The following is a 24,203-nucleotide window of genomic DNA, read 5'->3' as shown; positions in this document are numbered from 1 at the left end:
GGCCAGCTATTCGTACTGAGAGCCTGGTCTTCAGGGTCTCGGGCAGTTTCCCGAAGTATTTATGCCGCACGCCGGCCTTTCATCGTGCGATTAGCGCGCACAAGCTACTGGTTAGGGTAACGAGCCGGCGCACCACAAATGGTGTGCCGGAGCGGAAAATTAGCTGCGTGCTCCGGTGGCATGCTGATTGATTGCAGACCGAAGATCTTCGGGGAAGAGCTCTTTGACGTCTTCATCAAATTTGGACCCGTCGTCCGGACGGCGAAGATCTTGCCCGTCGATGCGGAACGGGAAGGCATCAACTTGTGCCATGGCATCGGCCGATTCGTTGCTGGATGGCGCGCAACTAGCCCAGCCGTAAGTCGTGGAATCCTCAATACGGAAAACCTCGACGCTACAGGTCGGTGCTTCGATGACTGTTCCTTGCTCCTGGACGAGTTCAACAATCGAGGCCTGGTCTTCGTCGGACAGGGCGGTCGGTTCGCTGGCTAAACCGCATGACGTGATCGCGAAGGCTACGGTGAGCGCTGTGCCCACACCGAAACCAGTACGCTTAATTTTCTGTCCCATGGCCCTGCTTACTACTTGGCGACTACTGAAACATATTTTTCCCCTATTAGCTGGGCAAAACAAGTCGGACTGGCCGTAAGGCACGAGCCGATATCAGCAACTGGCAACTGGCTGCAGTTTGCCCGTTGCAAAACTCGGGGCAGATCACGTAACCGTTGGTAAGGCTGATGGTGTCATGGCGATAGGCTTAAGCCTATGAGTGCACAGATCAAGGTAGCCGTGCTCGGCGCGGCCGGACGAATGGGCTCAGAAGCGGTCAAAGCCGTGACTGAGGCTGCAGATATGGAATTGGTAGCAGAGCTGGGACGAGGCGATGACCTGTCTCAGATCCTCGAATCCGGAGCAACCCACATCGTTGATCTGTCCGTTCCAGCATCAACCGTTTCCAACGTTCGATTCGCCGTTGAGAACGGACTTCATGCTGTTGTCGGTACGACCGGCTGGGACGATGAACGCCGTGCAAATCTGGAAGCGCTGCTCGCTGAGCACCCGGAAGCAGGCGTGCTGATTGCACCGAATTTCGCCCTTGGCTCCGTGCTCGCCAGCGCTTTCGCCGCCACGGCCGCAAAGTACTTCGAATCCGTGGAAATCATTGAACTCCATCACCCGAACAAGGTCGATGCACCCAGCGGCACCGCGGTGCGTACCGCAGAGCTGATTGCCAAGTCGCGTGAAGCCGCAGGGTTGCCTGCCAGCCCGGATGCTACGGAAACCCAGCTAGATGGCGCACGAGGGGCCGTGGTAGATGGCATCAACGTGCACTCGGTACGTCTTCGTGGCCTCGTAGCTCACCAGGAAGTCCTGTTTGGCGGACCAGGCGAGCAGCTGACCTTGCGCCATGATTCCTATGACCGTGCTTCGTTCATGCCAGGAGTGCTCTTGGGCCTGCGCACCGTAGCCTCGCGCCCTGGGCTGACTTATGGCCTTGACGGATACTTGGAGCTGGGCCAGTGAAAACCAAACTGTGGGTAGGCGGCATTCTGCTGCTGTTCACGCTGTACATCGGCATGACCTTTACCCAAGCAATCCGCCTGCTGAAAACCGGGGAACTGGTCGCACAGATCATGGGCATCGCCATTTTGGTTATTCCTGCATTGTGCGTCTGGATTCTCATCCGTGAAGTGCTTTTCGGCCTGCGCACCGAGAAGATGGGCAAGTCATTGGCTGCCTCCGGCGAATTGCCAGAGGACCTGCCTCGGATGCCATCGGGCCGGTTCATTCGCTCGGCTGCTGATGCTGATTTCCCAAGGCATCAGCTAGACGTCGAAGAAAATCCAGAATCTTGGAAATCCTGGTACAGGCTGGCGCTGGCTTATGAGGCTTGCGGCGACAAGCCACGTGCGCGCAAATCGCTGCGTACCGCGATCGGTTTCTGGCGTAACGACCAAAACGTTAACCAGCGGTAGCGCATACCAAGAACATAACGATAGTCCGGGCTCATCAGAGCCCGGACTATCGTTTTAAAGTTTGTTCTTTGCCGCGGCGTCGACATCTGCTCCGCTGAGCACTCGAACGCCATATTCAAGCGGTCCAGATGCTTTGCTGAAGCCAAGCCATATCCCGAATATGGCTGTGGCTGCCACCAAGATCCACCAGATGGTCGAAGGCTCCAGATAGTCCTGCATTGCCGGCAACAAGATGAGATGCCCGACGTACAGCGTTAGCGGTGCTCTGCCCGCTCCGGCCACAATCCGTCCCAGTGGACCGAGATAGCCAATGATCAGCAGGAGCAGTCCAATGATCGCCACAGCGCAGGCAGCATTGTGCAGTGTGGAAAGCAACGAATTGCTGTGGCCAGTAGGCAGCCAGAGGTAGGCACTGTGGTCGAGCAGAGGTTCTAGATTCATGCCGGGCAGGCGGCCGGTGGTGATCATGGTGGGAACCAAGGATGCTTTGAGGTTCAATTCGCGAGCAATGAGCTCTGCGTTCTGCAGGCTGATAAGACGAGAACCGATGTAGGTCAGAATCGCAATGAGTGATCCGACTAAGGCGAGCAGTCCCGCCGTCTTCTTGCTGCGCAAGTTGCAGCTTCCCAGGGCGACCCCGAGCAAGCCAAAGCCTAACCAAACAAGCAAGGGGTAATACCCGGTGACGGTGAGGTCCTTGAACAGCAGTTGGGGATTGAGCAGGTCGCCGAAACTTGGATTGTGTCCCAGCGACTGTCCCAAAGCGGCTGCTGCCAGCGGCCGCCAAAGAATTGGCGTCAAGACCAGCCAAAGGGCTGAGACTACCCAAATGGTTATCCTTGGGAGCTTTAGAACTAGTGGAAGCAATAGAAAAAGTAGCCCATAGTGGACAAGTATGATCGCAATGTCTTCATTTATTGACCCAATCGCCATTCCGAGCACGGCAATAATTAATGCTCTCAAGACGAGGACTGAGTAAACCTTAGGGTGGGAAAACCTCTTCCGAGTCAAAGAAGTTGACAACAAAGTCAGCGATAAACCAGCTAGAACCATGAACAAAACTGATGCTCGGCCAGAGGCGAAAGTCCCGGTAAACGTTGGGGAGTAGGCGGGTATGCCACTGGTTTCGTACAGTGGAAAAATATGCGCCGCGAACATCCCGAGGATCGCAACAAGCCGGGCTGCATCCACGCCCAGCAGCCGCCGGGAACTACGCGTTTCGTTCATGAAAACATCGCACCACGAATTGCACCAAGGATGCCATTGCAACATGCGCGAGTGTAGATTTAAACCCATGGCTACAAGTGCAATTGATAATCAGGCATACCCGTTCGGCACCGTGTTGACCGCCATGGTCACGCCCTTCGACGAAGCGGGTGAAGTCGATTACGCGTTGGCGGCGAAGCTGGCCACAAAGCTGGTTGACGATGGCTGCGACGGACTGGTTGTTACCGGCACCACCGGCGAGACCTCGACGCTGACCGATGAAGAGAACATTGAAATGTTCCGTACCGTCGTCAACGCAGTCGGAGATCGTGCTGCGGTATTGGCCGGTTCCACGACCAATGACACCCGGCACTCGATCAAGCTGTCGCTGGCCGCCAAGGAAGCAGGGGTCGACGGTGTGCTGTTGACCACTCCTTACTACAACAAGCCAAGCCAGGCTGGCGTCATTGCGCACGTGAAAGCCATCGCCGAAGCAGTTGAACTGCCAATCATGCTTTACGACATCCCAGGGCGCGCGGGCATCTCGCTGGCACCGGAGACCATCATTGAGCTCTCCAAGATTCCTCAGGTCATTGCCCTGAAGGATGCCAAGGCCGACTACCAGTCCACCACCACCGTGCTGGCCAACACCGACCTGCACGTCTACTCGGGCGATGACGGGCTGACTTTGCCACTGATGGCCGCAGGTGCTGTCGGCGTGGTTTCGGTAACCGCTCACGTTGCAGCGGCTAAGTACCGTACGCTAGTTAATGCAATGCATGCAGGAGATTTGGCGACTGCACGCACCACACACTTTGAGCTGGACGCGATCCAGCGCGGCATCATGGGCCACATTCAGGGCGCCGTGGCCGCAAAATATGGACTTCACTGGCAGGGTGTCCTGCCGAACACCGTCGTCCGACTGCCGCTGTTGGCACCGTCGGACGCAGAGCTCGATGCCATCCGCGCGGACTTACGTGAAGGTGGATGGGATCTGTAACGAAAGGGACTAACCACTTATGACTGAGAGTTCAGTAGGCAAGGCCGACGCTGCACGCATGCAGACTCCGGCCAAGCTGAAGAAGGGAACGATGCGCATCGTTCCCCTCGGCGGCTTGGGCGAGGTCGGCCGAAACATGACCGTCTTCGAGCTCAACGGGAAACTGTTGATCATTGACTGCGGCGTGCTCTTCCCGGAAGAGCACCAGCCTGGCGTGGATCTGATCCTGCCGGACTTCTCTTACATCAAGGACCGCTTGGACGATGTGGTTGGCGTTGTGCTGACCCACGGCCACGAGGACCACATCGGCGCTGTTCCGTACCTGCTGCGCCTGCGCGAAGACATCCCACTGTACGGGTCGAAGCTGACCCTGGCCTTCGTTGAAGCAAAGCTGGCAGAACATCGCATCAAGGCCAACAGCAACATCGTTGTTGAAGGCGAAGTCGCGCAGATCGGGAACTTCGAATGCGAATTCGTTGCTGTGAACCACTCGATCCCGGACGCACTGGCAGTATTCCTGCGCACCGAAGCCGGCACCGTGCTGCACACTGGCGACTTCAAGATGGACCAGCTGCCACTGGATGGCCGCATCACCGACCTGCGCCACTTCGCACGCTTGGGCGAGGAAGGCGTGGACCTGTTCCTGCCGGACTCCACCAACGCCGAGGTGCCAGGGTTCACCGTGGCAGAACGCGAAATCGGCCCGGTCCTGGAAGCGAAGTTCGCCCGAGCCCGCCGCCGCATCATCGTCGCTTCCTTCTCCTCGCACGTTCACCGCGTGCAGCAGGTGCTGGATGCCGCTGCAGTGCACGGTCGCAAGGTGGCCTTCATCGGCCGCTCGATGGTGCGCAATATGGGCATCGCCGAACGCCTGGGCTACCTCGAAGTGCCGCAGGGCGTGCTGGTTGACCTCAAGCAGATCGACTCGCTGCCAGACCACAAGGTCGTGCTGATGTCCACCGGTTCGCAGGGCGAACCGATGGCAGCACTGTCGCGCATGGCCAACGGCGAGCACAAGGTGCAGATCAACCCGGGCGACACCGTCATCTTGGCCTCCAGCCTGATTCCAGGCAACGAGAACTCGGTCTTCCGCGTGATCAATGGCTTGATGCGCTTGGGCGCCGAGGTCATCCACAAGGGCATGGCCAAGGTCCACGTTTCGGGCCACGCTTCGGCCGGCGAGTTGCTGTACTGCTACAACATCCTGCGCCCGAAGAACGTGCTTCCAGTGCACGGCGAAACCCGCCACCTGATCGCCAACGGCCGCCTGGCTGCGCAGTCCGGTGTTCCCGAGGAAAACGTGCTGCTGGCAGAAGACGGCTCGGTCATCGACCTGAAGGACGGCGTCGCTCAGCTGGTTGGACAGGTCGAATGCGGCTACGTCTACGTTGACGGTTCCAAGGTCGGCACCATCACCGATGATGACCTCAAGGACCGCGTCACCCTGGGCGAAGAAGGCTTCATCTCGGTCATCACCGTGATCAACCGCCAGAACGGCACCATCATCTCCGGTCCGGATATCCACGCCCGCGGCGTGGCCGAAGAGGACTCGGTGTTCAACGAGATCAAGCCGAAGATCGCAGCTGCGATTGTGGAAGCGGTTAGCAATAACCCGAACCACTCCACGCACCAGCTGCAGCAGATCACCCGCCGTGTGATCGGCTCGTGGGTTTCGCGCAAGTTGCGCCGCCGCCCAATGATCGTTCCGGTCGTTCTCGAAGCCTAAGCTCTTACCGGAAATGCCCCGGGCCATTTATGGTCCGGGGCATTTTTGCGTCTGCCAGCAGGCAAGGACACAGAAGTCCTTTAGTGCCAACCGACGAATTGAAGGTATGGGTGTGCCGCAGTCGTCGAGTCCTCTACGGCTGGAGAATTCTCGTAATTCAGCACTTCTCCGGTTTCAGCGTCCATCAAGATCACGGAATTCCACTCACCAGATGGTGCGGGCGCATGCTGGCCGGCGGTAGCTGGCGTTGAAAGTGCTAAGCATCCCAGAATCACCGGGGCGGCGGCTAGGCCCAGTATTCGTTTGCGCAATGTTTTCCTCCAAAGTAGATAGTAAAGTTCCATTCGATCCTATGCGCAAGCTTCCCGGAACCAGGGGAGGCAGTGAAATTACCGACATGGGTAATCGCTGGCATTGGATGCTGTCAGGGCACTTTTGAGGCAGAATTAGGCTCAACGCCACCTCAAGGAGACGACTTATGCCAAGGCATTGCCCAACGATTCGGAGCGAAGCAACCGAGCCGAGGTGCGCATGATTGAGTTCGAAAACATCTCCAAGCGGTATCCCGATGGCACCGTAGCGGTCGATGATTTCAGCCTGCAGATTCCCGCGCATCAGACCACAGTCTTCGTCGGGTCATCGGGTTGCGGCAAGACCACTCTGCTGCGGATGATCAACCGCATGGTGGAGCTGAGCCAAGGAACGGTACGGATCGACGGTGAAGACATCGAGTCCAAACCAGCCGTGCAGCTGCGCCGCAGCATCGGATACGTCATGCAGAATTCGGGCCTGCTGCCACATTTCACGGTGGCTGAGAACATCGCCACCGTGCCACGGCTCATGGGGAGTACGCGCCAGGATTCACACAAGCGGGCGCTGGAATTGATGGAGACCGTGGGGCTGCCCGCCTCCATGGCGCAGCGTTACCCTCATCAGCTCTCCGGCGGCCAGCAGCAGCGCGTGGGTGTTGCCCGCGGACTGGCAGCGGACCCGAATATCCTGCTCATGGATGAGCCTTTCGGAGCCGTGGATCCGATTGTCCGTGCCGAACTGCAAGAAGAACTGATCCGGCTCCAAAAGGAACTTGGCAAGACCATCGTCTTTGTCACCCACGATATTGATGAAGCGTTCCTGCTTGGCGACCAAGTAGTGATCCTGGCTGCCGGAGCGCAGAAGCTCCAAGTCGGTAGCCCGAGCGAAATCATCGAGCACCCCGCCGATGATTTCGTGGCTTCATTCATCGGGGCCCAGCGCGGCGCCCGCGCGCTGCGCGTGAAGCACACCGAACATGGTGCGGTGCTGGTCGATGGCCAAGGCCGGACCCAGGGCCGGCTGGTGGATGGCGGGGACAGCCAGTGAATTGGATCATGGAGAACCTGGGCCTGATCGGATCGCTGTCGGTGGAGCACCTGCGCCAGTCGGCAATGGCGATCCTCATCGGCTTCGTCCTCTCAATTCCGCTGGGATGGGTTGCCTGGCGGTACAAGCTGGTGCGCGGACCGCTGGTGACCCTGACCGGATTGCTCTATACGATTCCTTCGCTTGCTTTGCTGATGATCCTGCCGGTAATTACCGGCATGAGCGCCATCAGCGAAGCAAACCTGGTTGTGGCACTGTCGATCTACGCGGTGGCCATCATGGTCCGCGGCGTCGTTGACGGGCTGAACTCGGTAGACCCCGCCACCCGCTCCGCGGCAACGGCAATGGGGTACGGTCCAGCACGCCGCTTCTTCGCGGTGGATCTGCCTCTGGCCGGCCCGGTGATCCTTGCCGGCCTACGAGTGACAGCGGTCAGCACGATTTCCCTGGCTACGGTGGGCATCCTGGTTGGCGTGACCAATCTGGGCTACCTATTCACCAATGGACTGCAGCGGCGCATCATCGCCGAGGTCTTCGCCGGCATCCTGGCAGTGGCACTGATTGCCTTGGTCATCGACCTGCTCTTGCTCCTGGCAGGACGCTGGCTGATGCCGTGGAACTCCAGCGGTTCCAAAACCAAGCGCTCCGTGCAGCAAGCCAGCGGGGAGCAGGTGGACGCATGAACCTGATTGCCAAAGCCCTTGAATGGATTTTCGACGCCGAGCAGTGGAACGGCGATTCGGGACTGCAGGTGCTGCTTGGACAGCATCTGCTGTACACCGCGCTTGCTGTCCTGCTCGCTTCGCTGGTGGCCATCCCGGCTGGTTGGGCCATCGGGCATACCGGCAAGGGCCGGGAAATCGCGGTGGCCACCGCCGGGATTGCCCGCGCCGTGCCATCCTTCGGCCTGCTGATCCTGCTGGTGCTGCTGTTCGGGGTCTTGCACAAGCCCGAAGCGGCGCTGGTGACCTTTGTCGTCTTGGCGATCCCATCGCTGCTGGCAGGAGCTTATACCGGTTTCGAAGCTATCGACCGCAAGACCATCGACGCGGCCCGGGCCATGGGCATGACCGAATGGCAGATCCTGTTCAAGGTCGAAATCCCCTTGGGACTGGGCTTGCTGGTTGGCGGCATCCGCTCAGCGGTTCTGCAAGTGGTGGCAACGGTGACCATTGCCGCCTACGTGAACCTCGGGGGACTGGGCCTGCCAATTATCAGCGGTCTGAACCTGCGCCGCTTCGACATGGTACTAGGTGGAGCGCTGCTGGTCGCGGCGCTCGCGCTCTTGCTGGACCTGGTGCTGGCTTTGGCCCAGAAAGCCGCTGAACCGCGCGGGCTTCATTCCTCAAAAAAGAAGCCTCAGCCTGAAGACTCTGCATACCGAAAAACCTTAGAAAGGGAACCGTCATGATATTGAAGAAAATTCTCCCGGCCACCGCGTTGGTGCTGGCCAGCGGGCTGGTCCTAGCGGGCTGTTCAAGCTCGGACCCGTTGGCTGGAGAAAGCAGCTCGGGCGACAGCGGCAATGAAACCATTGTGGTTGGCTCGCAGGCCTACTATTCCAATGAAATCGTTGCCGAGATCTATGCACAGGCGTTGGAGGCCGCAGGCATGGAAGTTGAGCGCAAATTCAACATCGGCCAGCGCGATGCGTACATGCCGCAGCTCGAAGACGGCAGCATCGATGTCTTCCCGGAGTACACCGGCAACTTGCTGCAGTTCTACAAGAAGGACACCGAAGCGCGTTCCGGCGATGAGGTGTATTCCGAGCTGGAGAAGGCGCTTCCTGACTCGTTAGCCGTCTTGGAAGCGGCTCAAGCTTCGGATCAGGACTCCTACACGGTGACCAAGAAGTTTGCCGAAGAGAACAAGGTCACCAGCATCGAGGACCTGGCTGATGTAGACAAGAAGCTGACCGTGGGCGGACCGCCGGAACTGGAGCAGCGTCCCTATGGTCCGAAGGGCCTGGAAAGCACCTACGGGGTGAAGGCCGGCTTCTCTGCGACAGGTGATACGACGGTGGAAGATCTCGTGGCCGGTACGGTGAACGTGGCTAATGTGTTCACCGCTGATCCGCGAATCAAGACCGAACAGCTTGTGGTCCTTGAAGATCCGAAGTCCTTGTTCCTGGCCTCGAACGTGGTTCCGCTGGTCTCGGCGGAGCAGTCCGAAAAATTGGCCGCGGTGCTTGACCCGGTAAGCCAGAAGCTCAGCGCACAGACGTTGGTAGAACTGAATGTGCAAAGCACGGTAGGGCAACAATCTGCGGCCGATATCGCCTCGGCATGGCTTGAAGCCCAGGACCTCTGACACGCGAGTTCTCGTGCGTTAGCAACTTTTGAATGCGGCCGTCCCGCCCGGAGAATTCCGGGCAGGGCGGCCGCATTTGCCGTACCACGCACCCGCCTTGCCGATCCAGGCGGACGCCGGGGGCGTTTTCGTTTTGACAATTGATAATGATTCTCATTAGTGTTTAGCAACGTTGGCCTATTGAGGCGCCGAGCACCGGCAGCCCGCCACCGGCCGCTAGAAACGGAAATAAGGATCAATGAAGAGAATTAACCCCTGGATGCTGGCCGTGCCAGCTATCATCTTGGCAACCGCCACCGGATGCAGCACCCCTGCAGGAACAGCCAATGAGAATGTCCCTGGCAACGAGACGGAAAAGACCGTCCTGGACAGCTGCGGCCGGGAAGTCGTATTCGATCAGGAGCCGCAAAGCGTCCTGGCCATCGGATCTGAGGCACCTGCCCTGCTGACCGCAGCCGGGGCAGGGGAGAAGATCACCCACTACGCCGGCAGGTACCAAGTACCTTTCGATGAGGAAACCGAGAAAGCAGTGCGCAACGCACAGCGGGTCATCGAGGATTCGCATGACGTTTCCTACGAAATGATCCTGGACTCCGGAGTGGATGTGGTTATCGGTACCGACATCGCCGCCGGGATCGACCTGAACGCACTGGCCCAGCGGCTGGAAAGGGCTGGAGTGAAGATGCTGACCGTCAGCGGATACTGCGCTGGCTTTGAAGACCGCTCAACCTCGGGGGTGAGCGGCTTCGACCAGGTCTACAAGGATGTTGAATCCTACGGGGAGCTATTCGGCACCGAAGACCACGCCGCGCAATCGGTCAAGGACATGCGAGCCCGGGTAGATGCCGCAGCGAAGCGTGTTGCGCAGCAGGAGGAACAGCGCGGCCTGCCGCTGTATGTCCCGACCGCCGGAACCCTGGGATCCTACGGCCACGAATCCCTGGTTGCCGAGCAGATGGAAGTGCTGGGCATGGAGAACGTATTCAACAACGTGCCCAAGCGCTATTTCGAACCTTCCAACGAAGAGCTGGTCGACAGCGCCGCGGACAGGGTCTTCGCCATGTACCTGCCCACCGGTTCCTCAAACTTGGAAACCGACCAGCAAGTGATCGATGAGCTGCGCCAGCGTACCGAGCTCAAGGGCCTGCCTGCCATTGAAGATGAAGACGGCATCGTGCCGCTGAACTACTACTACTCTTCGCCCGGACCGCTGGCCGTGGACGGGGTGGAACTGATCGCCGACCGGCTTACCCGGTGAGCAACCGGCCTGCGGTGCTGCGCCGGAGTACTCCAGCAGCAAGCAGAACAGCGCGTGCTCCGCGGAGCACCCGATGCCAGGTCCGCAATGCCACCGCTGTCGACTTCGTGAAGCTCAGTCCGGCCTCGAACACGACCGTGCTGGTGACTAGCAGACATCCCGAGACGCAGTATCTGGCCATCGCGGACCGGCTGCTGCGCGCCGAGCATGTGCACGCCGAGCAGGTCGGATTCATCCTGCCTCCGCGCAAGCGGCAGGCCCACACCCGGCTGCACATGGCCGGGGACGAATTCTGTGCCAATGCCACCTTGTCCCTGGCCGCATGGCACGCCGCAACCAGGCCCGGGACCGACCGGGCCGAGCTGCTCATTGAAACCAGCGGGGCCCGGCAGGCATTGCACTGCCGGGTTGAGCCCTCGGAGGCTGGCTACCGCTGCGAGCTGTCGATCCCGTGGCCGCAGAGCATCGAGCCCTATAAGGTTCCGGGCATCGAGCGCGCCGGATTGGTTCGCTACCCCGGCGCCGTGCATCTGGTGGCAGAAGGCGATGGATCCGATCCGCTGCTGCGTGAACGTGCGCAGCAGCTGGCCATGGAACTGGGCGCACGCGAAGCGGTCTGCGTAGTGGGCATCATGCTCTATGACCGGCACCGCCAGGAACTGGCCCCACTGGTCAGCGTCCCGGCGCTGGGCAGCATGATCTGGGAAGGCAGCTGCGGATCGGGAACCGCCGCAGTCGGCGCGTACCTGGCTGCCGCCACCGGCACCCCCATCAACGCCAGCGTTAAGCAACCTGGCGGAACCACCCAGGTCTTCGCAGACAGCAGCCGCGCCGAGGCCACCGCGCTGCGGATCTGCACTGAAGTGAACATCGTGGCCGAAGGGACGGCATATATCCATGACTGAAACACCACTGATCACCCTCAACGGCAGCACCTGGGAGCTAGCCGGAGCGCTGCGCGGCTACCTGGAGTGCTTCACCGCGGCAGTAGCCAGCTATGACGGGTCCACAGGCCACGCCGCAGAGCTCGAAGAGCTGCTGGCCAGCTATTCGCAGCTGGTCACCAACCCGGCGAATGAAGCGGGCTACGAACAGCTGGCCGCCACCGGCACCGGAACGGAACTCATCGCTCAGTTGCGCAGCGAATCCGCCCGCTGCGTCGCAATCATCGAGAAGTACCGGGCGCTGCGCCTGCTGGAAGGAGGCGGCGGCGCCGAAGGCTACTTCGCCAATATTGAATCCTGCATCGCTGAGGAATTCGGAGCGGTCGCCCCGGATGCCAGCAGCACGGTGCTGCTGGTCGGCTCGGGATCCTTCCCGATGACCCTGCTGAACCTCGCCGCACGCACCGGGGCCAGCGCACGGGGCATCGACATCGACCCTGAAGCACTCGAACTGGGCCGCAAGGTCGTGGCGCAGCTCGGAGAATCCCTGGATATCGAGCTGCTCGGCGAACGGATCGAGCAGCTGGACTTCCTGGCTGAGATCACCCACATCGTTTTCAGCTCGACGGTGTCCGTGAAGTACGAGCTGCTGCACCAGCTGCATGCGCTGACCCGAGACGACGTGGTGGTGGCGATGCGCTTCGGCGACGGATTGAAATCGCTGTTCAACTACCCGCTGCAGCCGGTGGACCCGGACTTGTGGCACTGCTCGGCAATGATCCGCCAACCCGAACAGGTCTTTGACATCGCGCTGTACACCAAGACGCGCACGAGAATGGAAAGCAATTAGCCGATGGATGAACTAGGAAATATCCTCATCGCCGGAACCGGGCCGGTCGCGGTGCAAAGCGCCGTGCTGCTCGGGACGTTACCCGGAGAACGGGGCATCGCAGGACGCGACTCGCAACGCGCGAACGCCTTCTTCGACGCGCTGGACGCCACCGCCGGAACCGCGCAGAGCACGGTGCAAAACCCAGCCCACGGCGCACTGGCCGGAACCGTGCGCTTCGCGCACCGCTATCGCGGATACCAGCAGGTCGCCGGCCGGTGGGACACCCTGGTGCTGGCCGTGACCGCCGACGCCTATCTTGCCGTGCTGCGCGAGCTGGCACCCGAGGTGCTCGTCTCGCTGCGGCGCGTCGTGCTGCTCTCGCCCACGCTGGGTTCGGCCGCCTTGGTGCGTGAATTCGCTGGCGGACAGGCGGCGGACCTGGAAATCATCAGCTTCTCCAGCTATCTGGGGGACACCCGCCCGTTGGAGGGGACCGGCGGGGCGCTGGTGCTGACCGCCGGGGTCAAGGCCCGCATCTATGCCGGATCCACTGACGGGTACACCCCGGCACTGCAGGCGCTGTGCGCGATCCATGCCGCGGCGGGCACGCAAGTGCAGCTGATGGACCAGCCTCTGGAAGCCGAAGCCCGGAACATGTCCTTGTATGTTCACCCGGCCCTGTTCTTCAACGAGGTCGCGTTGCGTGCAGTCTTTGCGCCGGCGCCGCCGATCCAATACGTCTACAAGCTCTATCCTGAAGGTCCGGTCACCCCGGCGCTGATCCACGCGCTGGCACAGACCTGGCGGGAACTGACCGCGATCACCACCGCGCTGGGCGGGAAGGGCATGAACCTGTTGGCCTTCATGCTCCAGGACGGCTACCCGCTGCACCCGCAGAGCATCAGCCCGGCGCAGGCCGCCAGCTTCGAACAGCTGCCGCCCATCGAGCAGGAGTACCTGCTCTACGTGCGCTATGCATCGCTGCTGATCGACCCGTTCTCGCAGCCCGATGACCAAGGACGCTACTTCGACTTCTCGGCCATCGCCTTCCGCCCGGTCATCACAAACGAGCTGGGCCAGTGGGATGTGCCGCGGATGCCCAAGGAAGACTACTACCGCACCAAGATCATTGCCGGGCTCGCCCGGAAGCTGGCCGTGCCCTGCCCGATGATTGACTCGCTGCTGGCCGCCTACGAAACGGCTCTGGAGCAGGCTGCACACGAGCTGGCGGGCCAACGCCGCGCGCCGGCTTTTGCCGTGCAGGACTTCGCTGCGGACTTGGACATGATCAGCGCCGGCATCGGGAGCGCGGTATGAGCCAGCCAGAAGCAGAAACCATCCAAGCACTGCCCAGCGAGCGGCGGATCATCGCAGAGATCTGGCCGGCACTGCTGGCCTCCGTGCTGGGTCTGCTGCCCTTCACCGTGCTGAGCACCTTCTTGGTGCCCATCGCCGACTGGGCCGGAGCCGGCTACGCCGAAACCGGGACCCTGCGCGGGCTGGCCGGAGTCGGTGCGGTGCTCGCCGGCATCGGGCTGGCCCCGCTGATCGGACGCATTGCCCCGGGCACGGTGGCCGCCGCAGCGCTGGGGCTGATGGGCGCCGCCGCCATCGTGGGAACCTTTTCGGGTCTCGCCGCGCTGGCCATCTTCTGCCTGGCCACCGGCGTATCCAATGCGCTGCTCTACCCGGCGCTATCCACCGCGGCCGCGGATCGATTCGGCACCACCCCGGCTGCCGGCCGGGCCGCCACCTTGGTGATGACCGCCCAGACCTTGGCCTCCACGCTAGGTGCGCCGCTGCTGATCCTGCCGGCCATGTTCTGGGGCTGGCAGGGCAACCTGATCGCCATCGGCATCATCAGCATCGCGTTGATCCCGGCGGTCCTGCGCTACGGCCGCCGCGGCGCCGTGCAGGCCGATCCAGCCCAAATCGCGCCGGCTAAGCCACCGGCCCGAGCGGGATACCTGGCGGCCTTCAAGTTGCTGTCGCAGGTGCCCGGCGCCCGGGCGCTGCTCTTGGTCTCCTTCGGGAGGGCCGGAGCATTCATGGGGCATCTGGCCTTCCTGGCTCCGCTGTACGCGCACAAGTTCGCACTGGATGCCAGCTGGTTCGCCTGGGTCTGGTCGGTCAGTGGCGGAGCCTTCTTCCTCGGACACCTGCAGGCCGGACGGATGCTGAACGCCGAAGATTCCCAACGCCGCACCCGCACGGTGATGATCATCTGCTTAGCCACCGCTCTGGTGGCGCTCTTCGGCGTCTACCTGGCACCTGTACTGCCGCTGGCCGTCGCCGGTACCGCGATGCTCTCAGCCAGCCATGCGGTCGTCTCGGCCGCGGTAATGAGCCTGCTGGTGGCCCGCTGCACGCAGGTGCGCGGCACCGCGCTGAGCTTGAACGCCGCCGGGATGTCGCTGGGCTTGTTCTTAGGCACTGCGGCTTCCGGAGCGGCGATGGCCGCGGCCGGATACTTGGCCGCCGCTGCGGTACTTGGCATCTTGACCGGGATCGCGTTGCTCGCCGCATTGAACCTGCGCACCGCAACCACCGATGAAATATTGGAAGGCCAATCATGAGGCAACCAGGACCCGTACTGGAGGCGGCACCCGCCGCATTGGTGTTCTCCGCCGATGATTTGGAGCACCGCCAACGCTCCCGGCAGACCTGGTGGTGGGTCGCCGGGCTGCTGGCCGCTGTGCTGGTGTCCTTGCCGATGGCCATCGGGCTAGGGCCGGTTTCCATCGAGCCGGGCGCCGTGGTGGGCATCCTCAAATCGCAGTGGTGGGATGATCCTGCTCTGGCCTCCTGGAGCGCTTCGGATGAATCGATCGTCCTGTTGCTGCGCGTGCCCCGGGTGCTGCTGGGAGCCGCCGTCGGTGCCGGGCTGGCACTGGCCGGCGTGGCCTTGCAGGCGCTGACCCGCAACATCCTGGCTGAACCGTACCTGCTGGGCGTGACCTCCGGAGCCTCGACCCTTTCGGCGGCGTCGATTCTTTTCGGTGCCACCGCCGGGATCGGCTCGGCCTCGCTGGCCACCAGCGCCTTCGCCGGGGCCCTGATCGCCGGAATCGGCGTCTACCTGCTGGCTCGCGTCGGCAATGAAATGACCTCCACCCGGCTCGTGCTGGCCGGCGTATCCGTGGGGTACGTGCTGCACGCACTGACCTCGCTGCTGATCTTTGCTTCGGATGACCCGAATGCCGGTCGCTCGGTGCTCTTCTGGACCCTGGGCTCGCTAGCGCAGGCCACCGGGCAGTCGGTGCTGATCACCTGGGTGGTGGTGCTCGGAACCCTCGCGCTGCTGGTGTACTGGTCGCGGCCGCTGGACGCGCTGGCCATCGGCGATGGCACCGCGCAAACGCTGGGCATTTCCCCGGCCAAGCTGCGCGCCGCCGTCATGATCGTCACCGCACTGTGCGTCGGTGCCTTGGTAGCTTCCTCCGGCGGCATCGGATTCGTCGGATTGGTGATCCCGCATGTGGCCCGGCTGTGCGTAGGCTCTACCCATCGAAAGCTGCTCCCAGTGGCGGCGCTGCTCGGAGCGCTCTTCCTGGTCTGGGCAGATGTGCTGGCCCGCACCGCGCTGGCGCCGCAGGAACTGCCGTTGGGCATCGTCACCGCATTGCTCGGCGCCCCGCTGCTGTTCGTCCTCGTGCGCCGGCTGAACTCCGCCCAATGACCAACGTTTTGTGAAAGGCAGGGAAAAACCATGATTACCGCAACCGATATTTCCGTGGGGTACGGAGGCAAGCTGGTCATTGAGTCCGTGGGCCTGTCCGCTGGCCCCGGCGAGGTCGTGGGGCTGATCGGGCCCAACGGCAGCGGCAAATCCTCATTCTTGCACACGCTGTACTCGGCACTGCGCCCGCAAACCGGACAGGTCAGCCTGGACGGACAGCCGGTCAGCGCGCTGCGCGGCAACGAACTGGCGCGGCGGATCGCCGTGGTGGCGCAGGAAACCCCGACCGATCTTCCAGTCAGCGTGGCCGAGATGGTCTTGCTGGGCCGTACCCCGCACCGCACGGCGCTGGCATCCTTCACCCGCGAGGACCACCAGGCCGTCGCGGCGGCACTGAGCAGGGTCGGCGCGCGCTCGTTGGCAGATCGACGCTATTCGACCCTCTCCGGTGGCGAGAAGCAACGCGTCTTGGTGGCCCGCAGCCTGGCCCAGCAAGCCGATCACCTGCTGCTCGATGAGCCCACCAACCACTTGGATATCCGCTATCAGCACGAACTGCTGCGCATGCTCCGGAGCTTGGGAACGACCACCGTCATCGTGCTGCACGACTTGAACTTGGCCGCCCGCTACTGCACCAAACTGGTGATGCTCGATGGCGGTGGCGTCGTCGCGGCCGGCAGTGCCGAGCAGGTACTCGATCCGGATCTGTTGCTGCAGGTCTACGGAATTCACGCCGAAGCAGTCCAAGTCAATGGCACACTGCAGCTGGTCTTCAGCATGGCCGATGAGCCCTTGGCGCAACATGCCGCTAGTTGACAGCACAGGTGGTAGCCTGCCCGGTAGGCGGACTTGGCAATTGTCCTGTCTGCCGGGCCTAGCCGTAACCGTGAAAAGGAACCACCTATGATCTCTCCCGCTGCTTTTCAGGTAGACAAGCACTACGATCTGATCATCCTCGGCACCGGTTCGGGCAACTCCATCCCGGGCCCGGAATTCGATGGCAAGGCCATTGCCATCATTGAAAAGGGTACTTTCGGCGGCACCTGCCTGAACGTGGGCTGCATCCCCACCAAGATGTATGTCTACGCCGCCGATGTGGCTCTGGAAACCAAGGAATCGGCCCGGCTGGGGCTTGATGCGCAGGTGAATTCCGTGCATTGGCAGGACATTGTGCGCCGTGTCTTCGAGAAGCGCATTGATCCGATCGCCCAAGGCGGGGAAGAGTACCGCCGCGGTGAACAAACCCCGAATATCGATGTCTACGACCAGCATGCCCGCTTCGTCGCCGAGCGTACCTTGCGTACCGGGCAGGGGGAGCAGGTCGCGACCATCAGCGCCGACCAGATCGTCATTGCCGCCGGCTCCCGTCCATTCATCCCGCAGGACATCATTGACTCTAAGGTCACCTTCCACACCAATGAAGACATCATGCGTTTGGAGCGCCAGCCCGAATCCATGGTGATCGTCGGCGGGGGATACATCGCCATGGAATTCGCCCATGTCTTCGATGCCCTGGGCACCAAGGTCACCATCCTCTCGCGCTCGGAACTGCTGCGCCATCTGGATGCGGACCTGCGCGAACCGTTCAACGAACTGGCAGCGGCACGCTTTGACGTGCGGGCCGGGCGCACCATGGCCAGCGCGACCGAAGATGAGCAAGGCATCACCCTGACCCTCGATGACGGGTCCACCGTCAACGCGGAGGTATTGCTCGTGGCCACCGGCCGCATCCCGAACGGGGACCAGCTGGACTTGGACAAGGCCGGCATTGAAGCCGAAAACGGCAGTATCAGCGTCGATGAATTCGGGCGTTCCACCTCCGCTCAGGGGATCTGGGCCTTGGGCGACATCTCGTCGCCGTACATGCTCAAGCACGTGGCCAATGCGGAAATGCGCGCGGTGCGCCATAACCTGCTGCATGCTGAGGACCTGAAGAAGATGCCGCATGAACATGTGCCGGCAGCCGTCTTCACCCACCCGCAGATCGCCAACGTGGGCCTGACCGAAGAAGTAGCCCGCGAGGCTGGACACGACATCACTGTCAAGGTCCAGAAGTACGGGGACGTGGCCTACGGCTGGGCCATGGAGGATTCCACCGGGATCGCCAAGCTCATTGCCGATAGGCAGAGCGGCAAGCTGCTCGGCGCTCACTACATGGGACCGCAGGCCTCGACCTTGATCCAGCAGATGATCACCGTCATGGCCTTCGGGCTGGATGTGCGCGAGGTGGCGACCAACCAGTACTGGATCCATCCAGCGCTTCCGGAAGTCACCGAAAACGCCCTGCTGGGCTTGGACTTCTCTTAAGGATTCAAGCTAATCCCTATGTGAAATAAGGCCAAGCCGCCGTACGCTTGAGCCATGAACGCAAAAACTGCCGCACCAGTGTCATCGATCGCTTTGCAGATCTTCTTGATCGCCGGTGCGGCAGGAGCGCTATTCGGCGTGCTCGCGTTGCTAGCGCTCTTCTGGGAAGTGGTTGCCAGCGGATTTGCCGGAGGATTCCAGCCAGGCACGGTTGCTGCAGCTTTGCAGTTCATCGCGATCGCCTGCGGCATTGGACTGGCAGTGGGGTTGCTGTGCGCTTCAGGAATGTACGTCGCCCTGGAAATCCGCGCAGTGCGCAATGAGGGTGACAGCCCAGCCCGGCAAGCAGCTTGCGCGGCACTTGGCGCAGGCATTGGCGGTCTGCTGCCAGCGTCGATTCTGATGCTGATCGGCGGTTCCGAGGGCCAGTGGGGATTGCTGAGCTTGATCGCCTTGGGATTCCTGGCTGTTTGCAGTGTTGCCGGGTACCTCATTACCGCTGGCCTGAACTGCCAGCATCAGCGATCCATGGGCTTCTGAACCGCAACCGTCTAATGATCCAAGCGCTGCACCGGATGACTTGGAAACCAAAAACGGCATCCGCGCGTACAGGACCAATGCGTTTGCCGGACTTCGACGCAACCTCTTGGATCCGGCAGTTTCAGTGCGGCCGTGCCCGTGCGATGCCAGAGTCACCGAAATCCCACAGGAGACTTGATGAGCTCGAAACGTCGATTCGCATCGGGCCCGCGCCTTGGCCGCTGATCCATGCTGATCATCAACCGCAGACGATAAGTTGATCCCCTAACTGGGTACGTGATCATTCTCTAGCCCTCGCCAAACCCTGAGCAGACGTGTAAATTCGGGGTGCATCAAGCTAATGGCGATACCCTTGGAGTATGGCCCCACGTACCCAGTCTCAGGGGGCGAAGAAGCCCACGACGCGCAAACCCAAGGCGTCCAGCTCTTCGTCCTCCAAGAAAACGCCCGAGAACCCGGAAGCGGAACTCGCCCTGCCGTTGCGCGCTATACGCAGCGTGTGGATGGGCGTTGCCCGGATCTTCGGCGGAGCATTCCGCCGAATCGGCGGAACCGTCAAGCCTGATTTCGAAGTCCGCCGCGACGGCACCGGACTCTTCCTCGCGCTGATCTCCATCACCGTGGCGATTATCGAGTGGTGGGGCCTGCGCGAAGCAGGATGGTTCGGCGTTGGCGTGCACGCCGTTGCCGGCGGCACCCTTGGCTTCATGGCCGTGCTGCTGCCGATCATCTTGTTCATCGGTGCGTTCCGGCTCTTCCGCTACCCGGAAGAAGTCACCTCCAACAACCGCATTGGCATCGGGCTGCTGATCATGACGCTCTCCGGTTCTTCCATTGCCTCGCTGGCCAATGGATCTCCTGCGGTTTCCGATGAGTTCGAGACGCTCTGGAATGCCGGCGGCATGGCCGGTTCCATCCTGGGCACCCCGTTGGGCCTGCTGATCTCGGTTCCCGGGGCCATGGCTGTGTTCATTTTCCTGGTCTTCATGTCGATCCTGATCGTCACCGCGACGCCGTTCACCCAGATCCCTTCTCGCTTGCGTGCTGGCTACAACCGGTTGCTGGGACAGGATCCCGATGCGCCGCGTGCCAGCAGTGCACGTTCCACCATGGAACTTGATCCGACGCGCGAAGATCATGACCAGTCCTACCTCTACCCGGAGGAGGACGCTCCCGCGCCCGCACCGAAAAAGAAGAAGCCCGGCTTCTTCGAACGCCGTGCAGCAGCGGCCCGCCAGGTCACCGAGGTCTACGACGTGGATGGCACAGAAACCTCCGAACGTCCTGGCGACGTCGCCTACGACACCGCGGTCATCGACCCGAACGAACCTTCCACCGACGCGCTGCCGGCCATCAACCGCAATTCGGGCAAGATTTTCGACGCCGATGAGGCAGCCACCCAGGCCATTGCCCGCCCTGACTTCACCGAGGAGTCCAGCAGCTCGCAGGATGACTCGGCCACCGTTGCCATTCCGAAGCCTTCAGGACCGCCACCGGGGGTCAAGCGCCCCACCAAGGCTGAAGCTGAAATGGCCGAGATCATGGCCAACATCGGTTTGCAGTCCGAACCGGAGGCCACTACCTCCGCCATGGACCAGGTCTCCTCGCGTGCCGCCGGGCTCTCCGCCTCCCCGCAGGCGCCAATTCCGGCCCGCAGCGAACAGCTGCAGCTCTCCGGGGACGTCACCTACACCCTGCCAGAAGAGCACTTCCTTCCTGCCGGCCCTCCGGCCAAGGAAGCTTCCGAAGCCAACCAGGTAGTGGTAGATGCGCTGACCAACACCTTGCAGCAGTTCAAGGTCGATGCCCAGGTCACCGGATTCTCCCGCGGCCCAACGGTGACCCGCTACGAGATCGAGCTGTCCCCGGGCACCAAGGTGGAGAAGGTCACCGCGCTGTCCAAGAACATCTCCTACGCCGTAGCTTCCTCGGATGTGCGCATCCTTTCGCCAATCCCCGGCAAGTCCGCCATCGGCATCGAAATCCCGAATACGGATAAGGAAGTCGTCGCCCTGGGCGACGTGCTGCGCAGCTCCAACGCCCGCAAGTCCGAGCACCCGATGGTCATGGGCGTGGGCAAGGACGTGGAAGGCGGCTTCGTTGTCGCCAATCTGGCCAAGATGCCGCACCTGCTGGTGGCAGGCGCCACCGGCGCCGGCAAGTCCTCGTTCGTGAACTCGATGATCACCTCGATCCTGATGCGCTCCACCCCGGATGAAGTGCGCATGGTCATGGTCGACCCCAAGCGCGTGGAGCTCACCGCCTACGAGGGCGTGCCGCACCTGATTACCCCGATCATCACCAACCCGAAGAAGGCCGCCGAAGCGCTGGGCTGGGTAGTGCGCGAAATGGACACCCGCTACGACGATCTGGCGAACTTCGGCTTCAAGCACATCGACGACTTCAACAAGGCGGTCAAGGCCGGCAAGGTGCACCCTCCCGAGGGATCCAAGCGGGTGCTCAAGCCCTACCCGTACCTGCTGGTCATCGTCGATGAGCTCGCCGACCTGATGATGGTCGCCCCGCGCGACGTCGAGGAGTCGATTGTGCGCATCACCCAGCTGGCCCGTGCCGCCGGCATCCACCTGGTGCTGGCCACCCAGCGCCCGTCGGTGGACGTGGTCACCGGATTGATCAAGGCCAACGTGCCTTCGCGCATGGCCTTCGCGACCTCTTCGGTCACCGACTCCCGTGTGGTGCTGGACCAGCCAGGAGCCGAAAAGCTGCTGGGCCAGGGTGACGCCCTGTTCCTGCCGATGGGCACTTCCAAGCCGATGCGCGTGCAGGGCGCCTGGGTGACCGAATCCGAGATCCATCGGGTGGTCGAGCACGTCAAGAGCCAGCTGGCTCCTGAATACCGCGACGACGTCATTCCGGCCGCCGAGAAGAAGAAGCAGATCGACGAGGATATCGGAGACGATCTGGATCTGCTGCTGCAGGCGACCGAGCTCGTGGTCACCAGCCAATTCGGTTCCACCTCGATGCTGCAGCGCAAGCTGCGCGTAGGCTTCGCCAAGGCTGGACGCCTGATGGACCTGATGGAATCGCGCGGCGTGGTCGGTCCTTCCGAGGGCTCCAAGGCCCGAGATGTGCTGATCCAGCCCGATGAGCTGCCGATGGTGCTGGCCGCCATGCGCGGCGATGACCCCTCAACCACTGCGCCATCGGCCACCGAGGCGGCACTGGTCCAAGAGGCCAACGTGAACCACGCTGAGCCGGTCACTGAGTATGCCGAGGACCTGGTTGCCAAGGATCTGGACGATCGCCCGCAAGCCGTTGACTACTTTGATGGCTCCGACGAACCCGGCGAAGACGCCTGGGACCTGACAGGAAGAAACTGATACCCATGAGCGAGCAAGCAGGCAGCAGTGCCCAGCAGCCGGTACCGACGCTGAATATCGCCAACGTGCTCACTACCATCCGCATCATCATGGTGCCGTTCGTCGTGTGGGCCCTGATGGCTGATAACCATGAGCAGGGACTGTGGCGCTGGGTCGCACTGGCCCTGTTCGTGGTTGCCATGTACACCGACAAGCTGGACGGGGATCTGGCCCGCAGCCGCGGACTGATCACCAACTTCGGCAAGATCGCGGACCCGATCGCCGACAAGCTGCTCACCGGTGCCGCCTTGGTGTGCTTCTCTATCCTGGCCGAGCTGCCATGGTGGGTCACCATTGTGATCCTGGTACGCGAATGGGGTATCACCTTGCTGCGCTTGGTGGTCATCCGCTACGGCGTGATTGCCGCGAATATGGGCGGGAAGATCAAGACCGTGATGCAGGCGGTAGTGATCGGCCTGTACCTGCTGCCGTACACCCACACCATTGAATGGCTGGGCACAGTGGCCTGGTACCTGATGCTGCTGACTCTGGCAGTCACCGTGGTGACGGGGCTGGAATACCTGGTCAAGGCAGGCCAGCTGGTGGCCACTGCCAAGAAACAGAAGTAGGATCAGCGCCATGAAGCCCAAAGCACCTGAGGTGATCGCCAAAGCCATTGACAGCGCAGTGCAGTTGGCTACCGCTGAGTCACTGACTGCTGGCATGATCGCCGCGCGCCTGGCTGAGGTGCCAGGGGCTTCAGCGGTGCTGCGCGGGGGAGTAGTCAGCTATTCCTCTGAGGTCAAGGCATCCTTGCTGGGTGTCGATGCTCAACTGCTTGAAGCTCATGGCTCGGTGGATCCGGAAGTTGCCCGGCAAATGGCCGTAGGCGCACAACGTGCCTGCGGAGCAGAAGCAGCGGTTTCTGCCACCGGCGTCGCTGGACCTGAACCACATGACGGCAAGGCCGTGGGGACCGTGTATATTGGGTGGGCCATGGGCACTGAGTCCGGATCCGAGGTCCACCATTTTGTGGGAGACCGAGCGCAGATTCGTGAACAGAGCACCCAGGCAGCACTTCACCAGTTCATTGCCATCTTGGATAAAGCTTCTTCACAGTAAGACGCGAAATACTCTTTTTCCCGAGATGTTACGCAAAAATCACCTCCAATGTGGCGTAGGTCGCAATTATGTGATTAGGGTGAATGCACGGGAACAAATTCGTATGACCCGTCGTTGTACGAACTGTAGGGCCGCAAGGATGGCCCCCGTATTTGATTAGATCTTCGAGATGGACCTAGGAGCAGAGGCTAAATTCATGGTCAAGCAACCCGTAACTGTCAATGGTGTCGTCCGTTGGCGCGATATGGGAGAAGCCCATATGGTCCAGCCCGAGAAGGAGGAGCACAAAATGGTAGTACTCCGTCATGAAATCGGCGACGTCCTGCGTGACGTCCGCCAGCGCCAGGGCCGCACCCTGCGCGAGGTTTCGCATAGTGCACGAGTCTCCCTCGGATACCTGTCCGAGGTTGAGCGCGGTCAGAAGGAAGCCTCTTCTGAGCTGCTCTCTTCGATCTGCGTCGCACTGGAAATCCCACTATCTGTGATGCTCCGCGAAGTATCCGAGCGCGTTGCGCTGGCCGAAGGCATCGCAATCCCGGATACCGTACCAACGGATATGGCCAACGAGTTCGCGGCTAAGGGCAGTAACAAGCCGCTGGCTTCGGTCTAACGCCAAATTTTCAAGGCTACCGCTACTCAGTAATCGAGACTGCCGGCGGCCGAGCAAGGAGCCTACGCGAAATG

At 61.6% G+C, this 24,203-nt stretch carries 23 protein-coding genes; 21 read left to right on the top strand and 2 right to left on the bottom strand.

What is annotated here, in order from left to right:
* Positions 1 to 159: 159 nt before the first annotated feature.
* A complete protein-coding gene (locus AB4Y71_RS05790) occupies positions 160 to 570 on the bottom strand; it encodes a hypothetical protein (protein WP_441718643.1) in 411 nt (136 codons plus the stop codon).
* Between the two features lie 195 nt (positions 571 to 765).
* Between AB4Y71_RS05790 and dapB the strand changes: the two genes are divergently transcribed.
* Both dapB and AB4Y71_RS05780 read left to right on the top strand, forming a co-directional pair.
* On the top strand, positions 766 to 1,524 hold the full coding sequence (dapB, locus tag AB4Y71_RS05785) for a 4-hydroxy-tetrahydrodipicolinate reductase (protein WP_441718640.1): 759 nt from the start codon (positions 766 to 768) through the stop codon (positions 1,522 to 1,524).
* Positions 1,521 to 1,976, top strand: a complete 456-nt coding sequence (locus tag AB4Y71_RS05780; protein ID WP_134780955.1) for a tetratricopeptide repeat protein — start codon at positions 1,521 to 1,523, stop codon at positions 1,974 to 1,976. The genes dapB and AB4Y71_RS05780 overlap by 4 nt, the downstream gene beginning before the upstream one ends.
* A gap of 54 nt (positions 1,977 to 2,030) precedes the next feature.
* On the opposite strand, the gene AB4Y71_RS05775 is transcribed toward AB4Y71_RS05780, so the two are convergent.
* Positions 2,031 to 3,203 (bottom strand): heparan-alpha-glucosaminide N-acetyltransferase domain-containing protein, encoded by a 1,173-nt coding sequence (locus tag AB4Y71_RS05775; protein ID WP_441718636.1) that lies wholly within the window; start codon positions 3,201 to 3,203, stop codon positions 2,031 to 2,033.
* Positions 3,204 to 3,270: 67 nt separating this feature from the next.
* On the opposite strand from AB4Y71_RS05775, the gene dapA reads away from it, so the two are divergent.
* The 19 genes from dapA to AB4Y71_RS05680 all read left to right on the top strand — a co-directional run bounded on the left by dapA (position 3,271) and on the right by AB4Y71_RS05680 (position 24,129).
* Positions 3,271 to 4,182, top strand: coding sequence for a 4-hydroxy-tetrahydrodipicolinate synthase (gene dapA / locus AB4Y71_RS05770; RefSeq protein WP_134780957.1), 912 nt, complete (start codon positions 3,271 to 3,273; stop codon positions 4,180 to 4,182).
* Positions 4,183 to 4,201: 19 nt separating this feature from the next.
* Entirely contained in the window at positions 4,202 to 5,908 is a 1,707-nt protein-coding gene (locus AB4Y71_RS05765; RefSeq protein WP_441718633.1) for a ribonuclease J, read from the top strand.
* A gap of 531 nt (positions 5,909 to 6,439) precedes the next feature.
* Positions 6,440 to 7,267 (top strand): ABC transporter ATP-binding protein, encoded by an 828-nt coding sequence (locus AB4Y71_RS05760; protein WP_441718630.1) that lies wholly within the window; start codon positions 6,440 to 6,442, stop codon positions 7,265 to 7,267.
* Positions 7,264 to 7,950, top strand: coding sequence for an ABC transporter permease (locus AB4Y71_RS05755; RefSeq protein ID WP_441718627.1), 687 nt, complete (start codon positions 7,264 to 7,266; stop codon positions 7,948 to 7,950). Before AB4Y71_RS05760 ends, AB4Y71_RS05755 begins: the two co-directional genes overlap by 4 nt.
* A complete protein-coding gene (locus AB4Y71_RS05750; protein WP_441718624.1) occupies positions 7,947 to 8,678 on the top strand; it encodes an ABC transporter permease in 732 nt (243 codons plus the stop codon). The genes AB4Y71_RS05755 and AB4Y71_RS05750 overlap by 4 nt, the downstream gene beginning before the upstream one ends.
* Positions 8,675 to 9,577, top strand: a complete 903-nt coding sequence (locus AB4Y71_RS05745; RefSeq protein ID WP_441718621.1) for a glycine betaine ABC transporter substrate-binding protein — start codon at positions 8,675 to 8,677, stop codon at positions 9,575 to 9,577. The genes AB4Y71_RS05750 and AB4Y71_RS05745 overlap by 4 nt, the downstream gene beginning before the upstream one ends.
* Before the next feature lie 238 nt (positions 9,578 to 9,815).
* Positions 9,816 to 10,835, top strand: a complete 1,020-nt coding sequence (locus tag AB4Y71_RS05740; protein ID WP_441718618.1) for an ABC transporter substrate-binding protein — start codon at positions 9,816 to 9,818, stop codon at positions 10,833 to 10,835.
* On the top strand, positions 10,832 to 11,740 hold the full coding sequence (locus AB4Y71_RS05735) for a hypothetical protein (protein ID WP_441718615.1): 909 nt from the start codon (positions 10,832 to 10,834) through the stop codon (positions 11,738 to 11,740). The genes AB4Y71_RS05740 and AB4Y71_RS05735 overlap by 4 nt, the downstream gene beginning before the upstream one ends.
* Entirely contained in the window at positions 11,733 to 12,569 is an 837-nt protein-coding gene (locus AB4Y71_RS05730) for a class I SAM-dependent methyltransferase (protein WP_441718613.1), read from the top strand. The genes AB4Y71_RS05735 and AB4Y71_RS05730 overlap by 8 nt, the downstream gene beginning before the upstream one ends.
* 3 nt (positions 12,570 to 12,572) lie before the next feature.
* On the top strand, positions 12,573 to 13,868 hold the full coding sequence (locus tag AB4Y71_RS05725; protein ID WP_441718612.1) for an opine metallophore biosynthesis dehydrogenase: 1,296 nt from the start codon (positions 12,573 to 12,575) through the stop codon (positions 13,866 to 13,868).
* The gene (locus AB4Y71_RS05720) at positions 13,865 to 15,127 is read left to right on the top strand and encodes an MFS transporter (protein WP_441718609.1); all 1,263 of its coding nucleotides are present in this window, start codon (positions 13,865 to 13,867) and stop codon (positions 15,125 to 15,127) included. Before AB4Y71_RS05725 ends, AB4Y71_RS05720 begins: the two co-directional genes overlap by 4 nt.
* Positions 15,124 to 16,230: a FecCD family ABC transporter permease gene (locus AB4Y71_RS05715; RefSeq protein WP_441718606.1), complete on the top strand. Its 1,107-nt coding sequence runs from the start codon at positions 15,124 to 15,126 to the stop codon at positions 16,228 to 16,230. Before AB4Y71_RS05720 ends, AB4Y71_RS05715 begins: the two co-directional genes overlap by 4 nt.
* Before the next feature lie 30 nt (positions 16,231 to 16,260).
* Positions 16,261 to 17,046 carry an ABC transporter ATP-binding protein gene (locus AB4Y71_RS05710; protein ID WP_441718604.1) on the top strand — a complete coding sequence of 262 codons (786 nt, stop codon included), beginning with the start codon at positions 16,261 to 16,263 and terminating at the stop codon, positions 17,044 to 17,046.
* Positions 17,047 to 17,133: 87 nt separating this feature from the next.
* The gene (mtr, locus tag AB4Y71_RS05705) at positions 17,134 to 18,537 is read left to right on the top strand and encodes a mycothione reductase (RefSeq protein WP_441718601.1); all 1,404 of its coding nucleotides are present in this window, start codon (positions 17,134 to 17,136) and stop codon (positions 18,535 to 18,537) included.
* Positions 18,538 to 18,591: 54 nt separating this feature from the next.
* On the top strand, positions 18,592 to 19,077 hold the full coding sequence (locus AB4Y71_RS05700; RefSeq protein ID WP_441718598.1) for a hypothetical protein: 486 nt from the start codon (positions 18,592 to 18,594) through the stop codon (positions 19,075 to 19,077).
* A gap of 359 nt (positions 19,078 to 19,436) precedes the next feature.
* Positions 19,437 to 22,418: a DNA translocase FtsK 4TM domain-containing protein gene (locus AB4Y71_RS05695; protein WP_441693589.1), complete on the top strand. Its 2,982-nt coding sequence runs from the start codon at positions 19,437 to 19,439 to the stop codon at positions 22,416 to 22,418.
* Positions 22,419 to 22,423: 5 nt separating this feature from the next.
* Positions 22,424 to 23,026 carry a CDP-diacylglycerol--glycerol-3-phosphate 3-phosphatidyltransferase gene (gene pgsA, locus AB4Y71_RS05690; protein WP_441718595.1) on the top strand — a complete coding sequence of 201 codons (603 nt, stop codon included), beginning with the start codon at positions 22,424 to 22,426 and terminating at the stop codon, positions 23,024 to 23,026.
* Between the two features lie 10 nt (positions 23,027 to 23,036).
* The gene (locus tag AB4Y71_RS05685) at positions 23,037 to 23,519 is read left to right on the top strand and encodes a CinA family protein (RefSeq protein ID WP_013348452.1); all 483 of its coding nucleotides are present in this window, start codon (positions 23,037 to 23,039) and stop codon (positions 23,517 to 23,519) included.
* A 196-nt stretch (positions 23,520 to 23,715) separates the two neighbouring features.
* Positions 23,716 to 24,129, top strand: a complete 414-nt coding sequence (locus AB4Y71_RS05680) for a helix-turn-helix domain-containing protein (protein WP_041649480.1) — start codon at positions 23,716 to 23,718, stop codon at positions 24,127 to 24,129.
* Positions 24,130 to 24,203 lie beyond the last annotated feature (74 nt).

The organism is Glutamicibacter sp. MCAF14, from assembly GCF_052114325.1.
GTDB lineage: Bacteria > Actinomycetota > Actinomycetes > Actinomycetales > Micrococcaceae > Glutamicibacter > Glutamicibacter arilaitensis.
This window is presented reverse-complemented; position numbering and strand designations above follow the sequence as displayed.